Annotated in this window: 30 protein-coding genes and 2 pseudogenes; 9 read left to right on the forward strand and 23 right to left on the reverse strand. The window is 35.0% G+C overall.

The features are described from left to right. Positions 1–6 precede the first annotated feature (6 nt). The 5 genes from B2C77_RS20180 to pdhA form a co-directional block, all read right to left on the reverse strand. Positions 7–1,062: a PTS sugar transporter subunit IIC gene (locus B2C77_RS20180; protein WP_073011977.1), complete on the reverse strand. Its 1,056-nt coding sequence runs from the start codon at positions 1,060–1,062 to the stop codon at positions 7–9. 266 nt (positions 1,063–1,328) lie between these two features. Then, on the reverse strand, positions 1,329–2,741 hold the full coding sequence (gene lpdA, locus B2C77_RS20185) for a dihydrolipoyl dehydrogenase (RefSeq protein ID WP_077706993.1): 1,413 nt from the start codon (positions 2,739–2,741) through the stop codon (positions 1,329–1,331). 9 nt (positions 2,742–2,750) lie between these two features. Continuing rightward, the gene (locus B2C77_RS20190) at positions 2,751–4,082 is read right to left on the reverse strand and encodes a dihydrolipoamide acetyltransferase family protein (RefSeq protein WP_077706668.1); all 1,332 of its coding nucleotides are present in this window, start codon (positions 4,080–4,082) and stop codon (positions 2,751–2,753) included. Positions 4,083–4,104: 22 nt separating this feature from the next. Further along, positions 4,105–5,079 (reverse strand): alpha-ketoacid dehydrogenase subunit beta, encoded by a 975-nt coding sequence (locus B2C77_RS20195; protein WP_077706669.1) that lies wholly within the window; start codon positions 5,077–5,079, stop codon positions 4,105–4,107. Further along, the gene (gene pdhA / locus B2C77_RS20200) at positions 5,072–6,190 is read right to left on the reverse strand and encodes a pyruvate dehydrogenase (acetyl-transferring) E1 component subunit alpha (protein WP_077706670.1); all 1,119 of its coding nucleotides are present in this window, start codon (positions 6,188–6,190) and stop codon (positions 5,072–5,074) included. The genes B2C77_RS20195 and pdhA overlap by 8 nt, the downstream gene beginning before the upstream one ends. Before the next feature lie 918 nt (positions 6,191–7,108). Here pdhA and B2C77_RS20205 point away from each other — a divergent pair. The 3 genes from B2C77_RS20205 to B2C77_RS20215 all read left to right on the forward strand — a co-directional run bounded on the left by B2C77_RS20205 (position 7,109) and on the right by B2C77_RS20215 (position 9,003). After that, positions 7,109–7,426, forward strand: a complete 318-nt coding sequence (locus tag B2C77_RS20205; RefSeq protein WP_141130777.1) for a hypothetical protein — start codon at positions 7,109–7,111, stop codon at positions 7,424–7,426. A gap of 303 nt (positions 7,427–7,729) precedes the next feature. Further along, positions 7,730–8,371: a YdeJ family lipoprotein gene (locus B2C77_RS20210; protein WP_077706672.1), complete on the forward strand. Its 642-nt coding sequence runs from the start codon at positions 7,730–7,732 to the stop codon at positions 8,369–8,371. An 80-nt stretch (positions 8,372–8,451) separates the two neighbouring features. Beyond that, positions 8,452–9,003, forward strand: a complete 552-nt coding sequence (locus B2C77_RS20215) for a DUF3267 domain-containing protein (RefSeq protein ID WP_077706673.1) — start codon at positions 8,452–8,454, stop codon at positions 9,001–9,003. A 168-nt stretch (positions 9,004–9,171) separates the two neighbouring features. On the opposite strand, the gene B2C77_RS20220 is transcribed toward B2C77_RS20215, so the two are convergent. From B2C77_RS20220 to B2C77_RS20250, 8 genes and pseudogenes are all read right to left on the reverse strand, one after another. Then, complete coding sequence (locus tag B2C77_RS20220; RefSeq protein ID WP_176087381.1) at positions 9,172–9,762, reverse strand: C45 family autoproteolytic acyltransferase/hydrolase; 591 nt, start codon at positions 9,760–9,762, stop codon at positions 9,172–9,174. Positions 9,763–9,798: 36 nt separating this feature from the next. Then, a protein-coding gene (locus tag B2C77_RS20225; protein ID WP_101933566.1) for an IS3 family transposase occupies positions 9,799–11,159 on the reverse strand; the annotation gives its coding sequence in 2 pieces (ribosomal slippage) (positions 9,799–10,703 and positions 10,703–11,159; 1,362 coding nt in all). A 33-nt stretch (positions 11,160–11,192) separates the two neighbouring features. Then, complete coding sequence (locus tag B2C77_RS20230) at positions 11,193–11,723, reverse strand: C45 family autoproteolytic acyltransferase/hydrolase (RefSeq protein ID WP_254844013.1); 531 nt, start codon at positions 11,721–11,723, stop codon at positions 11,193–11,195. 72 nt (positions 11,724–11,795) lie between these two features. Next, the gene (locus tag B2C77_RS20235; RefSeq protein ID WP_176087382.1) at positions 11,796–12,635 is read right to left on the reverse strand and encodes a MerR family transcriptional regulator; all 840 of its coding nucleotides are present in this window, start codon (positions 12,633–12,635) and stop codon (positions 11,796–11,798) included. A gap of 689 nt (positions 12,636–13,324) precedes the next feature. Further along, positions 13,325–13,492, reverse strand: coding sequence for a hypothetical protein (locus tag B2C77_RS21820; RefSeq protein ID WP_176087383.1), 168 nt, complete (start codon positions 13,490–13,492; stop codon positions 13,325–13,327). 326 nt (positions 13,493–13,818) lie between these two features. Beyond that, positions 13,819–14,031 carry a hypothetical protein gene (locus tag B2C77_RS20240; RefSeq protein ID WP_077706676.1) on the reverse strand — a complete coding sequence of 71 codons (213 nt, stop codon included), beginning with the start codon at positions 14,029–14,031 and terminating at the stop codon, positions 13,819–13,821. 16 nt (positions 14,032–14,047) lie between these two features. Beyond that, positions 14,048–14,233 (reverse strand): annotated as a pseudogene (locus tag B2C77_RS20245) (IS4 family transposase); the annotation flags it as partial. 454 nt (positions 14,234–14,687) lie between these two features. After that, complete coding sequence (locus tag B2C77_RS20250; protein ID WP_077706677.1) at positions 14,688–14,900, reverse strand: hypothetical protein; 213 nt, start codon at positions 14,898–14,900, stop codon at positions 14,688–14,690. 87 nt (positions 14,901–14,987) lie between these two features. Here B2C77_RS20250 and B2C77_RS20255 point away from each other — a divergent pair, with 87 nt between their 5' ends. After that, complete coding sequence (locus B2C77_RS20255) at positions 14,988–15,272, forward strand: hypothetical protein (protein ID WP_254844015.1); 285 nt, start codon at positions 14,988–14,990, stop codon at positions 15,270–15,272. Positions 15,273–15,637: 365 nt separating this feature from the next. On the opposite strand, the gene B2C77_RS22610 is transcribed toward B2C77_RS20255, so the two are convergent. Both B2C77_RS22610 and B2C77_RS20260 read right to left on the reverse strand, forming a co-directional pair. After that, positions 15,638–15,718 carry a putative holin-like toxin gene (locus B2C77_RS22610; protein WP_367946665.1) on the reverse strand — a complete coding sequence of 27 codons (81 nt, stop codon included), beginning with the start codon at positions 15,716–15,718 and terminating at the stop codon, positions 15,638–15,640. Between the two features lie 288 nt (positions 15,719–16,006). Further along, positions 16,007–16,921, reverse strand: coding sequence for a class I SAM-dependent methyltransferase (locus B2C77_RS20260; RefSeq protein ID WP_077706678.1), 915 nt, complete (start codon positions 16,919–16,921; stop codon positions 16,007–16,009). Between the two features lie 330 nt (positions 16,922–17,251). On the opposite strand from B2C77_RS20260, the pseudogene B2C77_RS20265 reads away from it, so the two are divergent. Next, a pseudogene (locus B2C77_RS20265) lies at positions 17,252–18,141 on the forward strand (DUF2268 domain-containing putative Zn-dependent protease). Between the two features lie 398 nt (positions 18,142–18,539). Here B2C77_RS20265 and B2C77_RS20270 read toward each other — a convergent pair. Both B2C77_RS20270 and B2C77_RS20275 read right to left on the reverse strand, forming a co-directional pair. Further along, positions 18,540–18,785 (reverse strand): VOC family protein, encoded by a 246-nt coding sequence (locus tag B2C77_RS20270; protein ID WP_176087384.1) that lies wholly within the window; start codon positions 18,783–18,785, stop codon positions 18,540–18,542. A gap of 193 nt (positions 18,786–18,978) precedes the next feature. After that, positions 18,979–19,923, reverse strand: coding sequence for a serine hydrolase domain-containing protein (locus B2C77_RS20275; RefSeq protein ID WP_254844016.1), 945 nt, complete (start codon positions 19,921–19,923; stop codon positions 18,979–18,981). 508 nt (positions 19,924–20,431) lie between these two features. Between B2C77_RS20275 and B2C77_RS20280 the strand changes: the two genes are divergently transcribed. Both B2C77_RS20280 and B2C77_RS20285 read left to right on the forward strand, forming a co-directional pair. Next, positions 20,432–20,731: a DUF2089 family protein gene (locus B2C77_RS20280; protein ID WP_077706681.1), complete on the forward strand. Its 300-nt coding sequence runs from the start codon at positions 20,432–20,434 to the stop codon at positions 20,729–20,731. Beyond that, a complete protein-coding gene (locus B2C77_RS20285) occupies positions 20,731–21,018 on the forward strand; it encodes a hypothetical protein (protein WP_077706682.1) in 288 nt (95 codons plus the stop codon). The genes B2C77_RS20280 and B2C77_RS20285 overlap by 1 nt, the downstream gene beginning before the upstream one ends. A gap of 542 nt (positions 21,019–21,560) precedes the next feature. Here the strand turns inward: B2C77_RS20285 and B2C77_RS20290 are convergent. The 6 genes from B2C77_RS20290 to B2C77_RS22410 form a co-directional block, all read right to left on the reverse strand. Continuing rightward, positions 21,561–22,073: an Imm6 family immunity protein gene (locus tag B2C77_RS20290; protein WP_077706683.1), complete on the reverse strand. Its 513-nt coding sequence runs from the start codon at positions 22,071–22,073 to the stop codon at positions 21,561–21,563. A gap of 13 nt (positions 22,074–22,086) precedes the next feature. Beyond that, positions 22,087–23,871 carry a hypothetical protein gene (locus B2C77_RS22235; protein WP_254844017.1) on the reverse strand — a complete coding sequence of 595 codons (1,785 nt, stop codon included), beginning with the start codon at positions 23,869–23,871 and terminating at the stop codon, positions 22,087–22,089. Between the two features lie 260 nt (positions 23,872–24,131). Continuing rightward, the gene (locus B2C77_RS20300) at positions 24,132–24,446 is read right to left on the reverse strand and encodes a YolD-like family protein (protein ID WP_077706684.1); all 315 of its coding nucleotides are present in this window, start codon (positions 24,444–24,446) and stop codon (positions 24,132–24,134) included. Then, positions 24,446–24,661, reverse strand: coding sequence for a WYL domain-containing protein (locus tag B2C77_RS20305; protein ID WP_073011928.1), 216 nt, complete (start codon positions 24,659–24,661; stop codon positions 24,446–24,448). Before B2C77_RS20305 ends, B2C77_RS20300 begins: the two co-directional genes overlap by 1 nt. A gap of 159 nt (positions 24,662–24,820) precedes the next feature. Continuing rightward, the gene (locus tag B2C77_RS21825; protein ID WP_176087385.1) at positions 24,821–24,988 is read right to left on the reverse strand and encodes a hypothetical protein; all 168 of its coding nucleotides are present in this window, start codon (positions 24,986–24,988) and stop codon (positions 24,821–24,823) included. Continuing rightward, positions 24,985–25,110, reverse strand: coding sequence for a hypothetical protein (locus tag B2C77_RS22410; protein WP_303046190.1), 126 nt, complete (start codon positions 25,108–25,110; stop codon positions 24,985–24,987). Before B2C77_RS22410 ends, B2C77_RS21825 begins: the two co-directional genes overlap by 4 nt. 139 nt (positions 25,111–25,249) lie before the next feature. Between B2C77_RS22410 and B2C77_RS22240 the strand changes: the two genes are divergently transcribed. Next, positions 25,250–25,489, forward strand: coding sequence for a hypothetical protein (locus tag B2C77_RS22240; protein WP_254844018.1), 240 nt, complete (start codon positions 25,250–25,252; stop codon positions 25,487–25,489). Next, on the forward strand, positions 25,483–25,653 hold the full coding sequence (locus tag B2C77_RS22245) for a tyrosine-type recombinase/integrase (protein WP_367946657.1): 171 nt from the start codon (positions 25,483–25,485) through the stop codon (positions 25,651–25,653). Before B2C77_RS22240 ends, B2C77_RS22245 begins: the two co-directional genes overlap by 7 nt. The last annotated feature ends 159 nt before the right edge of the window (positions 25,654–25,812 follow it).

Here is a 25,812-nt window from a genome sequence, read left to right on the forward strand (position 1 = left end):
CTCCCGTTATTCTACGTCGAGTTTGTAATCTTCTGGTGAAATAATTGGCCAGATTTTTGTAAACAGGTAATTAAAAAATATCCCTAAACCTATTGGAGCGACAACAAATACTAATATCGTAATGAATATGTTTCCAACGGACCATCCACCTGCTGCCAAGTTGAGATGGTTAACCGGGCCAACCAGTCCACTAAATCCAAACCCCGCACTCATAGGCGTTCCTTGTATTTTAAATATCGCCGCTAGTATTCCTAATACAGCAGCATTACAAATAACTGGTAGCAATATTTTCGGTTTAGCAAAGACGTTCGGCATTGACATTTTTGGGGAACCAATAAAGTGAGCCAGTGATGTCCCTACTGAGTTTACTCTCCAACCTGCAATCGCAAGCCCAAAGCCTGCAGCAACGACCCCTAAATTTCCAGCGCCAGACCCAATACCCGCTAGGGAAACAGCAAGGGCAATTCCGACTGTAGTAATTGGCGTTGTGATAAGAATAGAGAATAAAATCGCAAGTAAAACACTCATGATAATAGGTTGTAGCGTAAGTAACTGAGATACAAAATGGCCGATAAGTGTTGTAATGTGCCCAACATATGGTAAAAGCGCATAACCTAACCCTCCACCAACAATTAATAGAATTGGCGGTATTAAAATAATACTGTAACTTTTTAAACGTGAACCTAACAATTGAATAATCCCAGCACCAATAGCACCGGTAAACATCATATTAATGACATCGCCCGTTCCTGCCATAGTTAGCGCGTCACCTGAAAAATCAACTGCTCCTCCACCTACCATGACTGCAAGACCGAGGGAAGCTGATTGAATAGGAGTGAATTTAAATTGATAACCAATCAAAACACCAACAATTAATCCTAATATCGAGTTGGACATGGATGTAACATCTAAAACAAACTGACCTTGAGGAAAAATAGGTAATAATGCTTTAAATAATTCTCCTAGTAATGCACCTGGTATTAATGCTAAAACAGTACCTATTGCTAATCCATTTAGTACATTCATTGAAAACTTCTTGGCTGTCATTGTTTCTGTCCCCATGAATATTCTCCTCTGCTGTAAAATTTTTAGTTATCTTAGCCTTCTCTTGTTAAAAAATTCACAAGAAACTAAATCATTGTGTTAGAAATACGTAGCTTATCTCCAATGAGGAAAGCTTCTGTTTTTCCCTCCCTATTATAAAATCTAAAAACTTATAATAGAACCACTTTTAGTTAGAAGGTTTTCTTATTTTTATACGAAGGGCTCTATCAAAGGAGAATTTCTGAATGAACATGTGATAAAGCCCCGCTCTCTTACTCATACATTTAAATATGGATTGGTTGTCCTAATGCTAACTCGGCAGCATCCATCACACTTTCTGCCATGGATGGGTGACTATGAATCGTTAATGTAACATCTTCCGCAGTTAATCCGTTTTCGATAGCTAACCCTATTTCAGCAATCATATCACTTGCGCTAACTCCAGCTAGTTGCGCACCTAATAGCGTACCACTTTCCTTCTCTGTAATGAGACGGACAAATCCTTCTGTTTGATTGAGGGATAATGCACGCCCATTACCTGCAAGTGGGAATTTGCTCTCTTTGACGTCATATCCATGTTCTTTCGCTTCTTTTTTCGTATAACCAACTGTTGCTAGTTCTGGATCTGTGAAACATATAGCAGGCATTGCCAAGTAATCTACTGCTGCACCTTTGCTTCCACTAATTACTTCAGCAGCTACTTTTGCCTCATAGCTTGCTTTATGGGCAAGTGCAGCTCCGGGGACAACGTCACCAATGGCAAAAATATTCTTTTTATTCGTGCGACCTTGTTCATCGACTTCAATAAGACCTTTATCATTTGTTTTAATGCCAGCTAGTTCTAAACCAATATCATCTGTGTTTGGTTTACGTCCTACAGATACTAACACATAGTCAGCATCGATGGCCTCTTCTTGCCCACCTGCATCATATGTGACCGTTGCTTTTTTGTCTGTTTGCTTCACAAATTTAGCCATCGCATTTGTTACAATGGAAACATTTTTAGCTTTGAATGCATCAACAACAAGTTTAACCATATCTTTTTCAAAACTAGGTAAAATCTGTTCTGATCCTTCTAAAATAGTCACTTCTGTACCGAAATTAGCGTAAACACCAGCAAGTTCAACACCAATATATCCTCCGCCTATGACAATCAGTTTCTTAGGTATTTCAGCTAAGTTTAATGCGCCAGTGGAATCTATAACACGTTTACCAAATTTAAATGATTCGATTTCAATAGGACGACTTCCCGTAGCGATAATCGCATGCTTAAAGTTATACGTCTGTCCAGAATCTTCATCATACATAACACGAAGCGTTTCATTATCAATAAAGTGTGCTTCTCCCTTCATTATTTCGACTTTATTTTTCTTGAGAAGCATTTCAACACCCTTTGTTAACGTAGCAACGACTTCTTTATTTTTCCAAGCTTGTGTTTCTTTAAAATTCACGGTCGTTTCTTTCGTATGAATGCCTAAAATTTTGGAATCCAAGGAAGTTTGATATTTATGACTAGCATGAATTAACGCTTTAGATGGAATACAACCAACGTTTAAACAAGCACCACCAATTTCTCCACGCTCTATAATAGCTACCTTTTGACCAAGTTGTGCAGCACGAATGGCAGCAACATACCCTCCTGGTCCTGAACCAATGACTACTGTTTCTAATTCTTCAGCAAAATCCCCTACTACCATGATCATTCATCACCCTTCTACAAAAAGTAATTCTGGATCAGCTAAATAATCTTTTAAATCATTAATTGCTCTTTGTGCCGTTCCACCATCAATTATTCTATGATCAAAACCAAATGATATTTTTAACATCGGTGCAACCATTGGTTGTTTATTTTCATCAGGGATGACTTCATCTTCTATCCTACCTACCCCAAGAATAGCAACTTCTGGCTGATTGATAATTGGAGTTGACCATACACCACTAGTTGCAAGAGCTCCAACATTCGTAATTGTCATTGAGCTATTTTTCATGTCTGCACTTGTTAATGTTCCATTCATTGCTTTTTCTGTATTTTCGGCAAGGTCTTCAGCAATCTTAAATAAACTTTTACGATCTGCCTCATGGATTACCGGAACAAAGAGACCTTTATCTGTATCTGTTGCAATTCCTACGTTCATGTAATTTTTATAAATAATTTCTCCTGCTTTCTCATCTATGGATGCATTTAAGTCAGGGTAACGAGCTAATATAGCCGTCAGTGCTTTTACAAAGTAAGCAGTATACGTTAATTTAATGCCTCGTTTTTTGGCAATAACCTTAAAACGATCCCGATGTTCTACGAGTTTAGAGACATTCACACGATCCAACACCGTTACATGAGGTGAAGTCGCTTTACTATTTACCATGGCATTTGCAATCGCTTTACGAGTAGGAGTCATTTTAACTCTACGCTCTAGTTCAGTGACTGTTGTTTCGGGTGCTGCTTGTTCCTGAACCATTTCTTTTTGAACCACTTCTTCTTGTGCAGCTTGTCCACCTGAAGCTAAGAAATGATCAATATCTTCTTTTGTGACCCGACTATTTTTTCCAGTAGCTGGAACTTGCGTAATATCAACATCTTTTTCACGTGCATATTTTCTAACGGCTGGAATAGCTAACATTCTAATGTCCACGTCTGAAGCTGGCTTTTTAGCGACTGATTTTTGATCTAGTGTTTCCTCAGGCAGTTCATCTGATGGAGTCAAATGACGAACAGCTTCATGTTCAATGGCTACCGTATCCGTACCACGCTCTTTCGTAACATTGCCTTCCTCTTCCTTTGCTACTTTTTCAGCACCTTCATCAGACATCTCAATTTCCATAATTGCGTCTCCAACCTTTGGAACATCACCTTCCTTAAATAATAATTTTTTTACAACACCAGAAACAGGAGAAGGAAGTTCTACAACAGCCTTATCACTTTGAATTTCTACTAGCGTATCGTCTTCTTTTACTTTATCCCCAGGTTGTACAACCCACGAGACAATTTCACTTTCGTGTATCCCTTCACCGCTATCAGGTAATATAAATGAATAAATCATTCAGCATCCTCCTTCATTTATTCTAAAAATCATATACTTCCTTCACTTTTTTAATAATATCTTTCGCATTAGGGAGCCAGTCTGCTTCAGCTGCACCAAACGGGTAAACGGAATCTGGTGCGGTAACTCTTGAAATAGGTGCTTCTAAATACATAAAGGCACGCTCCCCAATTTCTGACATTAATTGTCCCGTGACACCTGCTTGACGTTGTGCTTCTTGTGTAACCACAACACGACCTGTTTTCTTAACGGATGCAAGCACTGTGTCCATATCAATTGGTGCAATCGTTCTTAAATCAATAACTTCTACAGAAATTTCATCTTCTAATTCTTTAGCTGCTTTAAGTGCTTCACTAATCATAAGACCATACCCTATAACGGTTACATCAGATCCTTCACGTGTAACTGCTGCTTTATCTAAAGGTACACGATAATCTTCATCTGGAATGTCCTGTTTAATGGAGCGGTAAAGCTTCAAATGTTCTAAGAAAATAACCGGATCATTACTTTCGATCGCAGAAATAAGTAGCCCTTTGGCATCATATGGGTTACTTGGAATAACAATACGCATCCCCGGCACCTGTGCTAATATACCTTCTAAACTATCGGAGTGAAGTTCTGGTGTATGCACTCCACCGCCATATGGTGCTCTAACTGTAATTGGCATACTTCTTGTGTTTGCCATCCGGTAGCGCATTCGAGAAAATTGGGCTACAACTGGAGACATTGCTTCTAGAATAAATCCTAGAAACTGTATTTCAGGGACAGGTCTAAATCCTTCTGTAGCTAATCCTACAGACATACCTAGAATCCCGGATTCTGCTAATGGTGTATCAAATACACGATCCTCTCCATGTTTAGCTTGAAGCCCATCTGTAACCCTGAAAACACCACCGTTAGGTCCAATATCTTCACCAAACAATAAAACGTTTTCATCTTTATTTAATTTATAGTCCAGTGCATCATTAATAGCCTGTACAATTGTTTTTTTACCCATTTTCCTTCATCTCCCTTGCTTCGTATTCAGCAATTTGTTCTTGAATATTTTGAGGAGAAACTTCATACATGTTCTTCAAGAAATCAGACACTTTTTGTTTGTCAACTTGACCAATTGCTGCAACGGCGTCTTTAATCTCTTGCTTACAAGATTCTTCAACTTCTTTTTCTTGTTCTTCCGTCCATAAGCCTTTATTGCTTAAATACGTTCTCATTCTAACTAGGGGATCTTTTTGCTCCCATTCTCCTAACTCCTCAGCTAAACGATAACGAGTTGGATCGTCAGACATCGTATGTGGTCCAAAACGGTAGGTTAACGCTTCTATAACGACAGGTCCTTTCCCTGCCAAGGCATGTTCACGAGCTGTAGAGACTGCTGCGTACATAGCAAGTGGGTCCATTCCATCTACTCGAATACCCGGAATTCCTGCCGCTACAGCTTTCTGTGCCAATGTTTCAGCGGCCGTTTGTTGTTCGACTGGTACCGAGATACCATATCCATTATTTTGAACAACGGCAACATAAGGAACCTGATAAGCACCAGCAAAGTTAATGCCCTCATAAAAGTCTCCTTGTGACGTTGCCCCATCACCACTTAATGACAATACGATTGATTTTTTATTTCGCTTTTTCATTCCAAATGCAACACCCATTGCGTGTGTAATGTGCCCACCAACAATCACTTGCGGTGCATAAGCTTGGAGATCTTCTGGATACTCATTTCCTTTCATATGCCCTTTATACCAAAGGAAAGCTTTTTCTAAAGGTAAGCCATGTAAAATAAGCGGTGCTAAATCTCGGTAGGTTCCTGCAAAAAAATCCTTCTCACCTAAGGCATATTGTGTAGCAATTTGACTAGCTTCTTGTCCCCCACCTGGAGCATAATTTCCTAAAGCTCCTTGACGGTTTAGTAATGTAACTCTTTTATCATACTTCCGGGCCCATACAAGTCTTTTCATTAATGTACTCAGTTCTTCATCACTTAGCTTAGGTTCTAGGTCAGAATGCACTATTTCTCCTGATGGAGCTAGTACTTGGTAAAAAGGAAACGAATCTTTATATCCTTTTACAAGGCTAACTAAATCTAACTTTGTTGTACTTTTTTTAGACATGCGTTAACATTCCTTTCTGTTTTTACTGGTGAACCTCTTCACAATTCAACCTTAGCATTGATTGAAAGACTTGGATAATTGATAAATTTTATAGCCATATAGAAAACATTTAAGCGCTTACAATACAAGGCTTTGAAGACTTCTGTTCATTATTATTGTCTAAATTATGAATGGTATTATTTGCTAATAAAAAGCAGGGATCAATACTAGAGAAAAAACATCTTCCATTCGAGGAAGTTTTCTATGATTGCTCTCCGATTGTTTAAGTGTTGTTCTTTCCAAAGGAGATGACAAGAACAGAGACGCAAGCGCCCATTTAGCAACGTAGCGAGTGGAACGAATTAACTAAAGTTTTAGCAATCATGCCACTAAAACGGGAGTATGACGACGTTTTGGGCAAGCCAGTTTTAATCGACCTTCCTCTTAGGCACGAACCGATGATGACTTAGCTTAGGGCGATTGTAAAGTACCTAGTTGCTGGGCGATGGAGTCGGACGGGGCTGATTTGGTTATTTGGTTATCTTATAGCATCATAATTTTATACTTTCTTATCTTGCTAAAAAGGCGCACATCGCCCTGTAACGCCATTACTCCATTGCTTTCAGCAGATGCACATTTTTACTGCATTTACTTCATTATATTTTTTACTTTCGTTAGGTATAACCTATCTTCTAAATCAAAACAAACCTTTTTTCGAAATGCTTGGTTATTGCCAAGCTATCTAGCTATAAAATATCATCGTTTTGCTTATTCTCTATAAAAATATTATATTTGCCTATCCTAAAAACTATGTTTCCTTCTTTATTGGGCACCAGTTTTATCATAGGCTAGATTCTTATCCTAGCCACTCTTTCATAATTCCCTTTAACTTTCATTTACGATCAGCCTTTTGCTATACCAAGGGATATGCTCCAACCATTGGCAAAGCGCATTTATTATTTCCTGCTTATTAGATCTAGACTTGCCTTAGGCACTATCACAGGTCTATTATTTGGCTATATAGCTTATGAACTTATAGTGGAAAATGGTAGAATAAGGGGAAATGTTGTCACTTATTCTATGGGGGGATGTAAGTTCGAATGTACACATGTTAAATTTGAAGTATTAATGCTGGAAGATTATATTAATTTTCAAACGAACCTGCTAATATTGCGTCATTACAATGCTATGTTTGAACAAAGGCGCAAGCGTCCGATTAGCAACGTAGCAAGTGGAGCGAATCAATTAAAGTTTTAGGAATCATGCTCCCTGCAACAGGAGTATGCCGGCGCCCTCCGGCAAGCCCGTCTTTAGCCGGCCTTCCTATTTAGTACGAATTGATGATGACTTAGCTTAGTATATTTCGTGAAGTCGCCTAGTTGCTGAGCGCTGAAGCCGGCGGAGCCCGTTCGGTTGTTTGGTTACGTCATAGCATCAAATTTCTTTTTAGAAAAACTTGGTTTTCCGCCAAGTCTCATAGCGGAAGCCTTCGTTTTTCTTAACTATAATCAATAATAATTTTTATACTCCCTATAGTGTAAAGAAAGGAATGTCGGTTACATGAAGAATCAAACAAAGAAGATTTATGGAAGCATTGTACTTACCCTACTTATTTTCTTACTCGCAGGATGTGCAAATAGGATGGAGGAAGAATCAGAAGCGGAGAATTCAGAGAAAGATGTCACTACAGTATCGGAAACAGATAATAAGGAAGATCCTAAAAACAACGACTTAGAAAAAACGCCATCTAGCAACACATCTAATAAAGGGAAAACAGGTGAATCCAAAGATGCTTCTTCAGAAGACAACGCGGAAAAAGATACCTTATCCAATTATTCTACAGAGGAAATTGAATATGCACGTATTTGGCTACAGCTTGGGGCAATCAAAGATGTAGAGGAATTGAATATCCGCCATATTTCCGCTGGAACACCACTTAACCCCGATGATGAAACGAGTGCGAGCTATCCCGAAGACGTCATTCAGTTGTCGGGTAGCCGTTTAGTAGCGGGTTCCGTAACATATAGTAGCAATGGAGATGGAACAATAAATGTATATAACATTCCCTTACGTTGGGACGGCAACTACCCAGCAGGAGAAGATTTTTACAAAGATTTAATTGAAAATACGAAGTTAGAGCGTGTAGATAAAGGAGAAGATACTAAAATTATTGCACTCATTAAAAAAATGAATACTCTGTAAAGACAGTTCTCTAGTTTTGTAGAACCTAACATCATTTGGAATATGGAAGATACAGAAGAAAAACAGGAAGACATTAGTGAATGAAGGAGTTACTTATGAAACTATATAAGGAATTAAACATTCTAGAAGATAAAAAATTATACAATAAAATAAACCTATTTAGTATAGCGATCCTAATAATTACAACGGTTGCTGTGTTGGTAGCTCACACCATTATAATCGGAGAAGTTCGTTTATTCTTTTCTCTATCTACATTGGTGTGGGTACTAGGAGTAACGTTAGTCTCCTTACCAATTCATGAGTTTATTCATGGAATATTTTTCAAAGCCTTTTCTACATCTGGAAAAGTGAAGTATGGGTTTACAAAAGGGATGCTTTATGCGACGAACCCTGGACAAGTTTATACAAAGCGACAGTTTATGATCATTATTTTAGCCCCGTTTGTTATAAATAGTATACTATTTTGTCTTCTATTTATTTTTGGAATGGATAGCACTGCTTTTTGGATTGTATTCATTCTCCATACAGCAGGATGTGCTGGTGACTTTTGGTATATTTATGAAATCATTAAAAATCCAAACATCACCCATTGTGAAGATACGCCAGTTGGCGCTAAATTTTTTGTAGCGTAATGGAAGAAAAACGTTTGGTGTGGGGAAAGGATAGAGGGCTTTTCCTGTATAAAAAATAATATAGCCCTGCTTTATCCTAATAGACGTGCAATTTGTAATCCGAGATTTTCTAAGGCTACAAACAATCAGTGGGCGATGAAAGGAATCTCCCACTGATTTTGCATTCTACTATTCCATCAAATCCCAAAAATCTCGTCCATAACTGTTGTTTTTTAAATCAATATCAAAGCTTTTGTTTGGCATATTATCACCGACTTTAATTTGATATATTTCATTGCGCATGGGAGAACCAAATGAAAACTCCATTGTTTTATCACTAATACAAAATAGTGCTGCATGAACGGTTCCAAAACCTTCTTCATAATTTAGAGACGACACACCTTTTGGATACTCTGCTTTTAATATTGCCTTCATATCACCTTTGGTTACCAATTGTTTATTTGAAAAATATTGATCCATTGCTTCATAACGAACCACAGATTGTTTTAATATGGACATTTCTTGAATTTTTAATTTTTCTAGCAATGCATGGTTTGTAGCTAAACTGTATCTACTTTCTTCTATTGTATGCCCCTTACTTCCATTATACGCTTCTAGAATTGCAACTTTCTGAAATCTATCAGCTATCAACAAATTCATATTAGATGCTATGGGTAGTTCATAAAACAAATCAATAGCTTGTTCAATGGTTTGACAATTTTCCAATATAATTCGGACAACCACCATAAAATTTAAACCATCTACTTTAGCTTTTAACATTTGAAGTGACCCCATAAAGTTAGACAGATAATTTTACTAAGCAGCTATTAAAGTCTGAATTCGGTATTGTACCGGGCTCAGGCCTTTTAGTTTTGCCTTGATTCGTTTGTTGTTATAGTATTCTATATATTTTTCTAGCTCTTGCTTAAAATGCTCTATACTTTCGAATTCATTTAAATAAAGAAATTCTGATTTCATAATGCCAAAGAAGTTTTCAATAACGGCATTATCATAACAGTTGCCTTTACGTGACATACTTTGCGTAATCAATCTTTCTCTCAAGGCGTGCTGATATTGTTTCATTTGATAATGCCAGCCCTGATCCGAATGAATAAGCAGTGCATCTTCCTCTGATAACCGTTTAAATGACTTCTCCAACATTTCCGATACAAGTGAATAAGTAGGTCTAGAGTCGATTGTATAGGCAATGATTTCCCCATTATATAAATCCAGTATAGGTGAAAGATAGAGTTTCTCCCCAAATAATTTAAACTCTGTAATATCCGTTACCCATTTTTGATTTGGCTTTTCGGCATTAAAGTTCCGATCTAAAATATTTGGTGCGATATTGCCAACCTTTCCTTTGTAAGAGCGATATTTTTTCATTCGAACTAGGCTTTTTAAACCTAATTCTTTCATGATGCGTTGGACTTTTTTATGGTTTACCTTATGCCCTCGATTCCATAGCTCGTCCCGGATACGGCGGTATCCATAACGTCCTTGATGCTCATCGTAGATAGCTTGAATCAGCTTTTTCAACTCCACATCTTTATCCGGAAGTCCGAATTTACTTACTATATAGTAGTACGTGCTACGTGGAATCTCTGCCAGCTGCAGAAGTGCCTTCACAGGGAATTCATGCCTTAGTTCATAGACTACTTGCGCTTTGTCCTGTTTGGTAATTTCTCCTTGTTTTGAACTAAGGCATTCAACTTTTTTAAATAGGCATTCTCCATGCGTAAACGATCTATTTCTGCTTGTAATGCTTCCGGAGTCCCTTCATCCGGCTTTTGCTTTTTAGATGTATGATCAGAACTTTTTTTCATGGATGGACGCCCCTTTTTCTTTGGTTCTAGGGCATCTATTCCTTCTGCTTCCAATTGCTTTTTCCATTGTAAAAGCGTGGAATGTGTAGAAATATTAAAGATCGCTGCTGTTTCCCGGATAGATGTCCCTTGTTCGTTCATATAATTAAGTACATCTAGTTTATACTGCAATGTGTAAGATGTATAGCATTTTTCAAAAGCTTTTTCTCCGTGATATTCATATTGTTTAATCCAATTTAAGAGGACTGAATGGTCAACTCCTATGGATTTAGCCATTGACTTTACGCCTTCTGCACCACTTTGATAGCGAATGACTGCTTGTATTTTTTCAACATTGGTGAATTTAGCCATAAAAAACTGCACCTCCATTTATTAGAGTTGTGTCTAAAAATTGGGGTGCAGTTCAATTCCTGGGTGGTTTCCAACTGGTACACCACACGAAGCAAAGGTTACACATAGACCATACTCATTTAAACCATCACTTCTACCGAATGTTGAAACAGAAAAACCTGTATGAGAGTACTTATTATCTGCATTCGTAGAACATAGCCTCATATCAGATATATTCGGGCTTAAATCATACGTTCTAAAAACATACATTTTTTCATCAACTGTCATTTTCGGTGTAATAGCCGCCAAGCTACAACCACCACCCATTAAATAACTATCTTGTATAAATCTTAATTCTTCTACATCCCTATTGAAATAATCAGAAACCCCTTGTAATTCGTCTATCAATTCTGGACAATACATATTAAAATTTTCTAAAGTATCTTCCGCACGAGCTTTACTTTTCTTATGATCTTCAAACAACATTTTTTGTATGTTTGGTATAACACTTAGATCTTTTCCTTGATTGTATCCTATTTCATATGAAGTTCCTTCTAGATAAACAAAGCTTCCTTTTCCCTTCATTGCCATTTCCTCCTTCGCTTTTCTATAAAAATAATAAACCCTCCAGTAACTGGAGGGTAAATACGTAAATTTTTATAATTTCAACATAACTTTGGTCTTAAAATTATTAGGATCTGCATCTTTTAATGGTTTTACACATAACATATCATCCATTTCTTGAGGAACCAAACCCTCCATATATTCTTCAATAAAAAAAGAATCTGTTACAATTAAATCTTTCAATTGGTCATAAGCTACCGTTAAATCAGAATACAAACCAACAAAATCAACACATGCATATTCTCCATTAGGGATAATTTTTACTTCATTCTCTAAAGTATTATTTAATATATCTCCATCTATTTCAAACATGACTTCTGTCTCTTGTGATAATGGATTGTCCCATTCGTGCCATATAGTCATCAAATTCCCTTTTATTTTACAATTGTATGCGTACACTTTTTGAAATAAGCGCTCGACTAACTGATCCATTTGATGTATTTCAATCTTCTCTTTTATACTAATAACTGTTATAGACGAACGATATTCAAAATAAACTGAACTGATATGATATTTTTTTTCAAAATAAGGCTTAGAATAATTTAATATATCATCTATTTCACTAATAATGCTTTCTAATTGACTTTTTCTAACAATGACATCGTTTCGTTTCTCTATCAATTTTTGATTTAAATCCTTTTTTATGCTTCCATTTATTATTTCCTTTATTTCATTTAAAGAAAAACCGAGACTCTTTAAAGCTTTTATGCGCTCCACCTGAGAAAACTTTTGGTAGTCATAATACCTATACCCTGTTGTTTTATCAACAACAGAAGGCTTTAACAAGTCGATGCTATCATAATATTGGAGTGTTTTGATCGGCACATTGCTAATATTAGAAAACTTCCCAATAGAATAAATAACTATCACCACAATTTTCAATTAATATATCCATTATAACAAAATTTAATTTAGTGTAGATATTATATTTGCTGAAGTACCTTTCAGAAGAATTTTTGCTGCACAAAATTATAGGGAAGTTTTAAATAGTTTTCGTCCCGCTTTTACTAATTTTAAAGCGTACGGCGGACAACTTTAATCATTTGTACAACCTTTTATACCACCTTTATCGGAAAAGTGTATCAATCATTGTGACGTGCTTACCACGTATGGGAAGAATGTGTTTATGTGTTGACCCAAAAAAAAGGAAGTTATTTTTATTAATTTACATACTTTACAACATCCATTGGCGAGCCATACATGTTTATTTTGTAAAGAAAATGAGGTATAACTATATATAGAAGATTATACGATAATAAAAGACCGCCCATGCTAGTACACGGAACAGTCTGATGTGTAACAGTCCTTCAAAAGGGTAGCTTACATTGTAGAATTAAAAAGTAACCACCCAAATGCTTGTTAGGCGTTCAATGGGGGTTACTTTTTTTGTTGTGAAAGTATGGTAACAATTGAGGTTGAGAAAGAGATCATCACTGTTTTATCAATACCTTTTCATAAAAAAAGCATGAATTTAAAATTGTTGTATTTCCCTATATACATGTATTCAAAGCATAAATGTATCCTCCCCGTTCCATCAAATTATTAAAGGGCAATTGTATGGGTTAAATAATAGTTATTAGAAGCGCTGCTCCACATGCAATCATTAAAGCTATTGAACGTCCTATTTGGCTCTTACTTGTATTTCGTTTTTGTTTCATTGCCACAAAAAGCATAATAAGACCATGCAATATTCCAACTACAAAAATAAATTGTAATATTGGTGAGTACATTATAAATATCTCCTTCTGTGTAAGTGAAATGTTCAACAAAATGCTCCGATGGTTGACCATCTTTAACTTTATATTTTTCTAACGCTATTTAATGAAAAAATATATATTTCATCATATATCTTTCCAAGTTGAACCTTTAATTTATCTTTAAGATCTTTATTTTCCTGCATTCTACACTCTTCAATATCCCAATGAGACCAGCCTTCTTGTTGTTTTGAAGTATTTCTATTGTTAAGCTTAGCTTGTGATTAGACTAGAAAGATTGATTCAGAAATAAATATTTATTACAAAAATTGTATTAATTTAAACATGCTTAAATAGTTAACTCAACTTTTGCCTACCAAATTAGGCATGTAACCCTTGATATATCTAGGTAAACCTGCTCTCCATTGCCGTACTTGACCTTTAATTAATTTCTGAAGGCTCTTGTTGGTATGTTTGATGGCATCATCAAGAATCTCGATTAATTGCTGTAAAGCCTCAGCCCAATCCAGTGAATTTAATAAAGAAAAGTCAACAAGGCATAAAAGTTGCGCCATCTGACAATCCCAAGGCCAACATACGAAACCAATTCTTATGTTCAAAGATGAGACGAAAGATTAATTGGAAAATAAAAGCACTGGAAAAGCCAAAAGACTTAGTAATACCAGCATGGCGCAAGTGTTTTAGTACACCTAATTCTTTAAATAACGAATTCACTTCAGTTGGTAGTTGCTTATTTGGGTCATTATTTACTATCATAGTAGGAGACACACTTCTTGGTAGTGTAGTTTTGATTAATTCCACTATACCATATGTTGCGGTGTTTTTTCTTGCCTAAAATATCTTGTCAAGGGATGTATTACAGTAACTCCAAGCACCTGAGCTCATTAAATGTAGTGATTTTTTTAGGTGCGAAAGTTGAGTAATTAATGTTTTGTTCTATAATATTCAGCTTGTATCTCAGACATTAGATACAAGTTTCTAATCCTTTATAGTAAATAATAATGTGCCAGAAATTCACGGTCATTTAAAACCAAATCATAAGGCGCTTTTATGTTTGACCATGTTGCGGACTTTTCATCCCAACCGCCTCTTTCTTCTGTTCCATTTATACATGTGCAAAACTCTATTAACACCACTTCCCATAATAGCTTCTCTTATCTATTCGTATAATAACGTTAAGCATTTTTCTTCATCCCTAGTGTCGCGTTCTTCATATTAGAGGTAGTAAGTTATGACTAACAGCGACTTGATACTTAAATGACAACACAGGAGCATAATTAACTCGCTTCCTTATTTCTGCATCATAGTTTGCTTCAAAAAATAAATCAGTTGCATCTATTTCATCTTTGAAAATATTTGGCTGTGCAGGGGATATTAGTTTGGAACCAACAACTCCTGTTTTTAACTTTTTTTGGAGAAGCAATATAAAAGTATTGCGTCATTCTTTTCCTCCTAATATTTATTCATTTTAGATGATATTTTCTGTATATAAAAGGAATAATGTTCAAAAATGATGTACAAAGTGATAAAATATGGAAAAGAGGTGTTGCAATTGAAGATGCTAAGATTACCTTTTGTTCGTACACTTATATTTTGTATTTTAGTTCTCTTTTTACTAGTTACAAATAAATTAACCGTTTTGAATTTTTTCGTTTTAGGGGGTTTATACTCTCTTATTGAATCACTTATGGCAAAAAAGGAACTTGATGTAGAGACAGGAAATAAATGGATGGATATTGGATGGGTATTTATTTTACTAACGACCATGATTTTAGTTATCATTCATACCTTTTAAGCAAAGCCGATCCATGTACAATACAGACTTTCACTAAAAGCAAGCTTTAAAATAATATAAACACCACTATTTAACTAAATGGTTAAAATATACTTTCTTGTAAGGATATTGTTACCCAGATCATTTTTAAGTTAATTAAACAGTCAAATAAATATTGCATTATAAACATCCATTGGTGCGTCATACATGTTTATTTTGTAACGAAAATGAGGTATACTATATATAGAAGATCATATGATAATAAAAGACCGCCCATGCTGGTACATGGAACGGTCTAATGTGTAATAGCCCTTCAAGGGGGTAGCTCACATGTTTTGTGGTTAAAAAGTAACCAACCAAAATGCGGCTAGGCATTCATCGGGTGGTTACTTTTTTTGTTGTGACAGTATAGCTACAACTAAGGTTGAGAAAGAGATCATCAACACCAATGTTTCAAATACTGTCATACTATCTCACCCCCTTTCTTCAAAAAGGGGTGAACTACCACCCATGAAAGCCCTATTACACTTACAGCAAGTATAACAAACTATTCAATCTTTTCACATCATTTTTAAATCATCTGCTTTTATCGTATTCTTTTGTTGTTTTACTTTTAACTCATCATGTATATCTGTTTAGGTTAAAGTTACACATAGCTTATAAAGCATCATTTGGTGCTTTTCCTAAACTGAAAATAACTACTTTTCCACTAGTTCTTTCCTCATTTAGTTTTAGCACTTGTTCTTTTATGAATATTATCTCTTTACAGCATGAACGAAATGAATGGTCTCAAAAGCTGATAAATAATCCGTTCTATTTTTAAAATAAAGCTCATTTATCGAATCTGATGTCAAATGCTCATAAATTAGCAAGCCCGATTTTTCCAACATACTCTCTATTTCATTATAAGTGAATGCTGATTTCATTGGCTCTCCGCTTGCCGAAGCCATTTTCACCATGTTTTCAACTCGATTAGACACGCCCTTTTCTTGAAAAAGTGTTTCATCAGCAAAATCAAAAACAATAGAACTACCTTCCGGGATGCCCGCAAATAAGTCTTTTATCAAATTTTCGTTACTCTCTTTAGTGAGATAATAGGAAACCCCCAAAAAGCTAAAGAAAGTTTTTTTATGATCAAACCCTTTTTCTGTTAAGCCTTGCTTCGAAAAATGATTCGTAAAGTCCATAGAAACAAAATGAAGATTTCTTGGTATATTAATTTTAACATTCTGCAACTTTTTCTTTTTTAACTCTTGAGTAGCTGGATGATCTATTTCAAATATCTTTAATCTATTGTTCAGCTCTGGATATCGGAGACTAAAAGTATCTAATCCTGCTCCCAGTATGACATATTGCTCAATCCCTAAATCAACTTCATTCAGTAATACTTTTTCACAATAAGCAGAACGTGATAATGAAATCGGGGAAAGTTGAACTTGTGTAATCCATTTCAAGATTTCCTCTAGATTATCTTTATATTTCTGTCCAATATCTGTGTTAAAAAACTGGATTCCATCAACCATATTCTTGCTAATAGCGTGAAATTCTTCTTCAGAAATTAATTCTTTCGCCATAAAATCATCAAATATTTTTGGTGTGTCATATTTACTGTGATATGCTCGACCGAAAGCGGATACTAAGGAAGTCATGCTGGACTGATTTTTTTTCATACCATTTTCCTCCCATATTAAAAAACTAGACTGGCTTATCCCAAATCTTTATGGTGAAAAACCCCCTGTTTCACTTGTGTTATAAATCTGAAACTTCATACTTCTGGTAGCATAAAAGTAAGATCCTCCTGGCCAGGAGAACCTCATTATACACAATAAATATGTAAAAGTAAATTTTAGCACAAAAAGTTCTTTTTGTCAATAAATAACCCCTCATTAAATAAGTGTTCCTTTTTTGAAATCTATGCAAAGATAACCTCTTGACTCTAACGTCACGTTAAACTTTATGCTTAAAATAAGGAGGTATTTCAAGTGAGCATCGATTATAAAATAGTTAACTCATTAGAACAATATGAAAGATTACTTCAAATTACCATTCGGAAGAGAGGAAAGATTTCTTTCGCTATACGATGATGCAGCCATTTAAAAAAATGTGGAAATTAATTAATGTCCCTATAAAAGCGAAGAAAGAAAATGGTTATGACGTTTTAATGGCTACGAAAATGCTTGGTTATGCAGACATTTCTGATGATAAAACCATTAAAGAAGCACTCACTATTTTAAAAGGTAGCAATGCTTATGCAGTAGCAGAAAATACGATTAAAACATGTATAGATAAAGCGGTTCATGCAGGTTTGAAAATAAATGCTAAGGAAATAAAATTAGGACTGTATATTTCTGATCCTGAAAAATTAAAACTATCAAATGGCTATACAGGGTTTGGAGGAATACCTGGATTTATTACGGTAAATATATATCCAAATCATTATAATTTGCCGAGAATCCCAGCGGTAATAGCTCATGAATTTCATCATAATATACGTTTTTCTTATTTTGATTGGGATTACGGAAATGTTACAGTAGCTGATTATCTCGTTATAGAGGGGTTAGCTGAATCATTTGCAAGAGAGTTATATGGAGCAGAGCAATTAGGCCCTTGGGTTACAAGTATGAATAAAGAAGAAGTAGAGTATTCCACCAATGTTATTAGAGAAGCGCTTGAGTTAAAGGGGTTTGCAGAGGTAAGCAGCTATATGTTTGGCGATGAAATTGCTGCGCAAGAAGGGTATCAACCTGTTGGTCTTCCTTTCTGCGCTGGTTATGCAGTAGGATATAAAGCTGTTCAAGCTTATATGAAAAAGTATAACAAAACCATATACGAAGCAACCTTAGCTTCAACAGATGACATAATTAATGGTTGTGAATTGTTTGCCACATAAATTTCTTTGTAAAATAGCTTATCACATAAAAGCACAGATATCGTTCTGTGCTTTTTATCCTTGGATATTTATAGCTGAAAATTTTATAGGTAATGGTCTGCCTAACGCGTATAGAGCAAATTCTACAAGCTAGGTCAGGGATTATAGTTATTCCAAAAAGCCGCTCAACCTCTGCAATTGGGTCAAAATTGGTTCGCATAAATTTTTAAGGTCCTCTCCAAAAGATAAAAAAAGATTGGGACGTTTTTGGAGCTTCGTAGTGGTTAAACAGGAATTACAGCTGTTTTAAAGGGCAATTATAACTTTGTTATGTCACAATCGCGCCCGTTAGCAAAGCGAAAAAAATTAGTCATTTGCCGATGAGGAAGTGATCCTTAAATAATATCCATCTGGATCCATTATTCTGAAACCCTCCAATCCCAAGGTCTTTTGGTTATTTCATTCTGTATTGGATATTCTTTAGAGACTACGTTGTTATGTGCTTCCTGTAAATCTTCAACTTCCAAAACTATTTCTATTCCTAAACCAACTTGTTGACCATGAAGGTCACTAAGTGAATGATTTTGAGACAAATTTCCCATTTTCTCCAAACCTAAAACTACATCATCATTCCTAACAGATATGTAGCCTTTATTAGCATCCATATCTTTAGGAAGCTGAAAGCCTAACACATCATATAAAACTTGATGGACTTTTCTATATCTGCCACGAACAATTCTAGTCTTAATTTCATTTTATCTCCGTTTCCCCATATTTTGTTACGTTTAAAATTACCGGTATGTTTGAATCAACTCAAGTATTTGATAATAGTAGATTCGTCATCCTAATTTATATTTTTTATAAACAACTCATTATAGTATTACCGAAAGACCTGATATCAGATAAATAATCATATCCTTCTGGTGAACCAAAACTATTAAACATGCGAACAGCAACCAAGTTTTCACGGGGAATTACTAATAAATTAACACCTGTATAACCCAGTATTTGATATGAATCTTTTGGAACTTTTTCACCTATTTCTGATTTCTTTGTAGGTAAATCTTTTACAAACCATAAGAAACCATTTTGCGGTAGACTTTTATCTATACTTCTTAGGCTTTGTACAGATGTAGCCAATTGTATAATTTCTTTTGGTACAGTTTGGCTTCCGTCTATATTTCCTTGTTTAAGGTGCAAATAACCCCAAAAAGCCAATTCACGTGCCGACACATACATATTCATCTTGTCGCCTTCTGTGCTTTCAGGAGTTTTCCAATTTGCATCTTTCTTATCACGAAGTATTACATCAACAAGTTTTTCGTGTTTGTGCGCATACCAATTTGATTCAGAGAATGCTAACGGCGTAAACACATTTTCGTTAACTATTTCGGACACCGTTTTCCCTGTAGTCCTCTTAACAATTTGAGTTAAAGCATGAACTCCAACCTGTCTATATGCCCAGTTTCGCCCAACAGGATACTCGCGAAAAACAGTTTCTTCCTTTTGATTCAAACCGTGAGTATGTGTTAATAAATGTCTGATTTTAGTATTTTTCCAAATGGCATCTTCCAATTCTGGCAGGTATGTTAATACCGGATCATCTATACTTTGTATGTAACCGTAATAATTGGCATATGCAACAGCAAAACCAATATAGCTTTTTCGTACAGAGGCTACGTGAAATTGAGTATCTTCTTGAACATCACTTGCATTTGGTTTGTTTGATTTTTTCCCAATATATTCTTCTAAAACAATGGCATCATTATGAATAACAAATACAGCAGCTCCAGAACAAATCAATTGGTTAAATGTATTAATAACGTGGTCTAATATGAAAGAAAAATTATTATTACCTTTATACTTAGGAAATAATTAAAGCACCTCCAATCCCTTGCAAATACTCGTAAAGACTTGTTAGCTGATATCTTCATTAATGAAAGTAAGTCTTACAGCACTTTAGTAGATCTGTTTTTTAATTGTTATTTAAACTTCCTGTACCTCTAATAAATTCTACAAAAAAGAGTCCTTATCCTTCTTTAAGAATAATACTCACTAATAAATATGGAATTATTACAACTTATTATGCTAATTGTTTGCATGTACATAAACACCCCCCCTCTATATTAGGATAGATGTCGTTCACAGTTTAATTTACATATTATAACAGATTTAAGATCCTTTTTTCAATTGCCCTTTATCATCACAATAATATTGATTTTTATAAAAAACTTCAATTTTATTAAAATAAACTTTAGTTTTGTTTATTTTTATGTTAAAGTTTTCTTAAACATTATAAAGGGGTGTGTAAATGGGTATAAAAGATGTTCCTGGTTGGATATTGTCATTGGATGAAGAAGATCTGGAATTCATTAAGAAATTTGTTATGCAATCAGGTTCCTTAAAAAAAATTGCGAAAATTTATGATGTATCTTATCCAACAGTGAGGATTAAGTTGGATAGGTTAATTGAGAAAATAAAATTAAATGATAATACGGATAATGAGGAATTTATTCAGTTTATTAAAAAACTATCAATAGATGACCGGATTAACTTAGAAGAAGCAAAACTAATTATTGAAAAATATAAACAGGAAAAAGGTGACAGATAATGTTTGGTTTTGGTTTTTTTGATGCTTTTATTGCTGCTGGAGTATTTGGTTTGCAATACTTTTTATCAAGCAGAAATAGTGTTTACTTGGGAGGAATAATTCCATTATTATTCGTGGTTTGGCGTACTTGGACATTCGTTAATGAAAATGAAAAGTTGCTCCATTATGTCTTAATTCTTTCAGTTGGTCTAGCCTTTCTTATTGGGGGATGGTATGAGGGAAGAAATGTTGTTCGTGAAAAGAGGAAACAGGAATTGAATAAAATGAAATCCTATGACATGAAGTAAATAACTAAAAAAAGTGTGGATAAGGTTCTGCATAAACTGCAACAATTACGTTGTTATGCCAGTTTTTTACTTTCTAATTCGATTATGAGTTGCTCAACAAGGACAATGGATTACTCGTCATTAAGAGAGCAAAATACATGTAAATTTTCTACATTTTAGACCAACGTATAAAATAAGAAATCCCTCAACCGCAGACGATTGAGGGATTCCAAAAACTTGTATAATTCGTTTTGAGAACTGTGGTTGATTGTAAAATAAGGGATTTAACGTGATTTTGCTGTATATTACGTGTGTTTATCCACAGAATTTCAGACAAATGTGTATAACTATTTTAAATACGGTTTTAAGTTTTCTTGTATTTAAATATATCTTTTAATATCCACCCAAGGGGTTGAAATACAATAGGAGCTTTTTAGAACTAACAATTAAAATAATCCTTTAAGAACTCAAAAAATGTGCCTTTCGCTGATTAAAATGAAATAAGGTTGGACATACTGAAAACTATCAAAATAAAGTGTTAGGTAGTTTTCATATGTTAATAGTTAATTTATTATTTGTAATCCCCTTAAAACTTCTGTCCGCAAATCACCCTCAATATTCCTATTCTTATACTCATCCAATAAAAGAACTATTCTCTGAATATAAGTATCTGAATCCTCTATACATTTCGCAAAGCAATCCATAAAATGATCTACTAATGTATCATCAACTAAAGCAATTGGTTCTGGATAATATTTGACGCCTTCTCTTTCAAATGCTTTTCTACTAGTATAAGCAACAGCATCAATAACACAGTTCCAAGCTAAGACATCTGTTTCATTATCAGATATCTCTTGGATTATTGTTATACCATTTTCCTCATTAACTAATAATTCATAAAGAATATCCCCTATATTTTCTTTACCTTTTAGCCATCCCCAACATTTATATATAACTTCCTGTGCTAAAATTTGATCTTCCTTTTGAGAAAATACCGACAAAACTTTTTCTGAAAGTCCAAGAAAAAATATTACTTTACCATCTTCTGTTAAACTACTAAAGTTAGTATTAACCATAATTAACCTCCAACTAATCAATGTAATTTCCATTTTTAATCATTAGATTAAGCCTACCAGTTACTTTAATGCTTTCATCAATTTCCGATGTTACTATAATTTTTAGATTAGGGTATTTTAAACTTAATTGCTTTAACACACCAGGCGGAACTTTATCGTTTGCTAATCCTTGATAACACTTTCTACATACACCTGAAGGATTCGATTGATGAAGTTTTAATGTTCCTGTTACATCTTCTGGTTTTATACCTGCATTTATTACTGCTGAATCAAATTCATTCAGAACCCCTTCCTCTGCATGCCTAGTGAACAAAGGGTTAGACCCTGGGGCTTTAATATTTCTGTCAGGCATTACTTCATCTAAATCGGGTAATCCAGCTTCTTTTCGTACTTTCGGCGATCCTCCTTCAAAATTCGAATCTTCTAATCCTTTTACATCAGTTTTTCCAACTGCCACTGTTTCAGTTTCTGGAACGTTCCATTTTTTCCTTAGAGCATTTATTTCAGCTTTACCAATATCAATCTTACTTTCTTTACCCGTACCCTTACTCTCTATCCTTTCCCCTCCGCCATTATTCATATTAACCATCTGCGGATTGACGTGACTTTCAAGATCTTTATCTCTAAGTATAAAGTTTGCGCCACCAGTTGAAAGGGCATAGTCTTTACCAAAAGTGAACTTCTCTCTCACTTTAGCCATTCCAGCTTTAGCTGCATCTACCTTTTTCCGATAATAATTACCACTAAAAGGCTTACTATCCAATAACTTCGGAGCTCTTCTTGCTGCGCCTGCGCCTAGTTTTGCAACGCCTGATGCTCCTTTGACAGCCAAACTACTTGGTATCAAGGCAGGCAGTGCAGCACCAGTAACGTACATAACTCCTTCACTTTCCACAGTATCTGTGAAGGCTTGGGCAGTTGATTCTACTGCACGCATAGGGTCTTGTAAAAATTGTATCGCAGCTCGTGTGTAGGCATCAACTGTTTCATCTGCACTTTCTTTTAACCAAGATGGCTCCACAGGATCAGGTACAACGCCAGATACGGCAACAACACCTGCATCTTTAACAACGGTTAGCAGTCCCGTAACCATGCCCGCAATGCTGTTTACTATCCCTTTTTCAAAATCATCGACAGCTTTGTTTACACTACTGACAACATCCATGACACCTTCAAAGAAATTCGTATATTTCCTTTTTACGTTTCCGGCCAAGTTATTGTATTCATCATCCGCATTTTCAAATTTTTTTACCTTAGAATTATATAAATCCCATAACTCGTCCATATTACGTTCCAGCTTTTTTCTCGTTGCTTCAATACTCGTTTGGATACGCTCCATATGGCGTCGGTTGATCTCACTTGCTTCTTTTTCCGCATCCGTTGGGTCATCAAACATACCGAAAAATGAAGCAGGTTGCTGATAGCTTTTGTTTAATGCCTTAAACAGATTATTCGTTATACCGCCCTCTATTTGCTTTAAATTCGCCCAAATATCATTACGATCCACACGCATCATCGTATTCCTTGAAATCGGTGAGATATATCTCGTCGTGTCTGTTACATAATTTTCAAACAGGGATAAAAGGTCATTGATCTGTGTTTCATAATTAGCAATTTTTTCTTTCGAGCTGCTAATGTTCTGATCCCATGCTTCAACACTTTTTCCCTCATTTGTTTGCACAAAGGTACTCACTTTATCAAGTGAATCGTCCATTTTTCCTAAAGCACTTTTATATTTCCGAAGTTCGCCAATAATATCATCTAAAACCCCATAATTAATTTGTAAGTCACGCTTCACAAACTGTCCCCCTTCTCCCTCTCCTTTTAAATCCCCTTGTTATTAAGACATTTCAGTTTTCTTCCTCTATATAAATTCTAATGGCAAAATAATCCATACACCATGCGTCTTTTTTCCTTGTTTTTATATAGGTTGTTTTTACTACTTAAACATTTTTGGTCTATATTTGAGTAAATAAAAGCACCATCTCTTGTAACTAATTTCATTTTTAGTTACAGAAGATGGTAAAGTTAATGAGAAAACGTAAGGGATGTGCTCGTTCATTTTATCCGTACATTAATCATGCACTCAATAGGCAAACGTTGCCCAACAATGTTTATGTATTTATTTTGCTTATTGATACTGGTTATCTTACCTTTTACTTTATAAAAATCATGTTTATCAAAATACTTTAATTCGACAGTTAAATCATTTGCTACAGCCATCAGTAATTTTGTGTTTATTTCCTCTTGCTGCTGTTCATCCAAAATCGGCTTCTCTTTATAGTCCTGTTCCTTCCACATTTCTTGAAGCATTTCAATATGTTCAGGCATCATGATAGATGTCCATTTTATTGTACCTCGATTATTAACCATTATGAAACAACCTTCTTTCTTACTTTTCCAGCGGATAAAATATTTTCAATGTTAAATGTTCGCACTTGTTTACGATAAAAGCAATAGGCTAAAATACTATTTTCTTTTATCTCCAATACACGTACGTAGCGTTCAGTTACTTGATTATTGCTATCCATATAAAAGATGATGATCTTTTGCTTGTTATCTAATGAATTTTTAAATAAGCCTAACATGATTACACCACCTTAGAACGTTTGTTCTTAGCATACCATAAAAACGAACAAATGTACGTGTTATTTTATGGAAAACAAAAAATACCACCTCCCCGTAACTTATTTCGATAATAGTTACTGGAGGTGGTTTAAAACATAACATTAATATACTGTTTTCAACTAATGCTTCCTAGATTTATTTTTATCAAATAAGTGCACAATGAATAATACGCCAAAAACTACAATAAGCCCCACAGTTAATAAATAAAGCCAATCTTTTTCAATTTCAAATATATTAACTAAGTATAATACCAAAAACACATAAATAATTGTAGTCAATAATTTCATGATAGCAACTCCCAAAACGCAATATCTATCCATCCATTATTAGGATATTTATCCCTTTTGTCAATTTGTTTAGCAATCGCTAACGCCGCTCCTGCTGCCCAAGCTAATTTATGAGCTCCCAAAGCTTTTAATCGGCTTACGACTGTTTTCGTGAAAACTCTTTGAGCTTCTTTTTTACCTTTACTTAGACGAATGAAAAAATAAATGCGTGGTTACGAACTAACAACTCCCAAAACAGATGGATCCATCCGCTTAATAAGCATGGAACAATCCGTTATGGACATGCTACGAAAAGTCGTTCAAGAAAACGATAAACATAAAATGCAATATAGAACTTTAATTGAAGACTATCACGCCAAAGATTTTGCATCCGCAAGAGCAAACGGATTTCCTTTTGTTACAAAGACAATTTTCACCAGAATGAATCGTCTCATGCGAAAAACAAGTATAAAAAAGTATGCTACACCTCACATTTTAGACATACTCATATTAGTATGCTAGCCGAAGCTGGTGTTGATATTACTACAATCATGAAGCGCGTTGGCCATGAAGATATTGATACTACTAAGCGGATTTACACACATGTTACGGATAAAATGAAAAGGGATGGAACCGAAAAGATATCTAATCTTTACGGAAACATCCTTGAAAAAACAACTTTTTAAAAAATGTGAGGTTTTTGTGAGATTTTCTCCAAATATCACCTAACCAACACTTATAACCCTTGATGCATCAGAGGTTACGGGCGATGATTTGATTTACATCATGCCGCCATAATTGACACCATTTCTTCAAATTACTTCTCACTTCTTTTCACCTAAAAA

It is taken from the genome of Virgibacillus dokdonensis (assembly GCF_900166595.1).
GTDB lineage: Bacteria > Bacillota > Bacilli > Bacillales > Amphibacillaceae > Virgibacillus > Virgibacillus dokdonensis.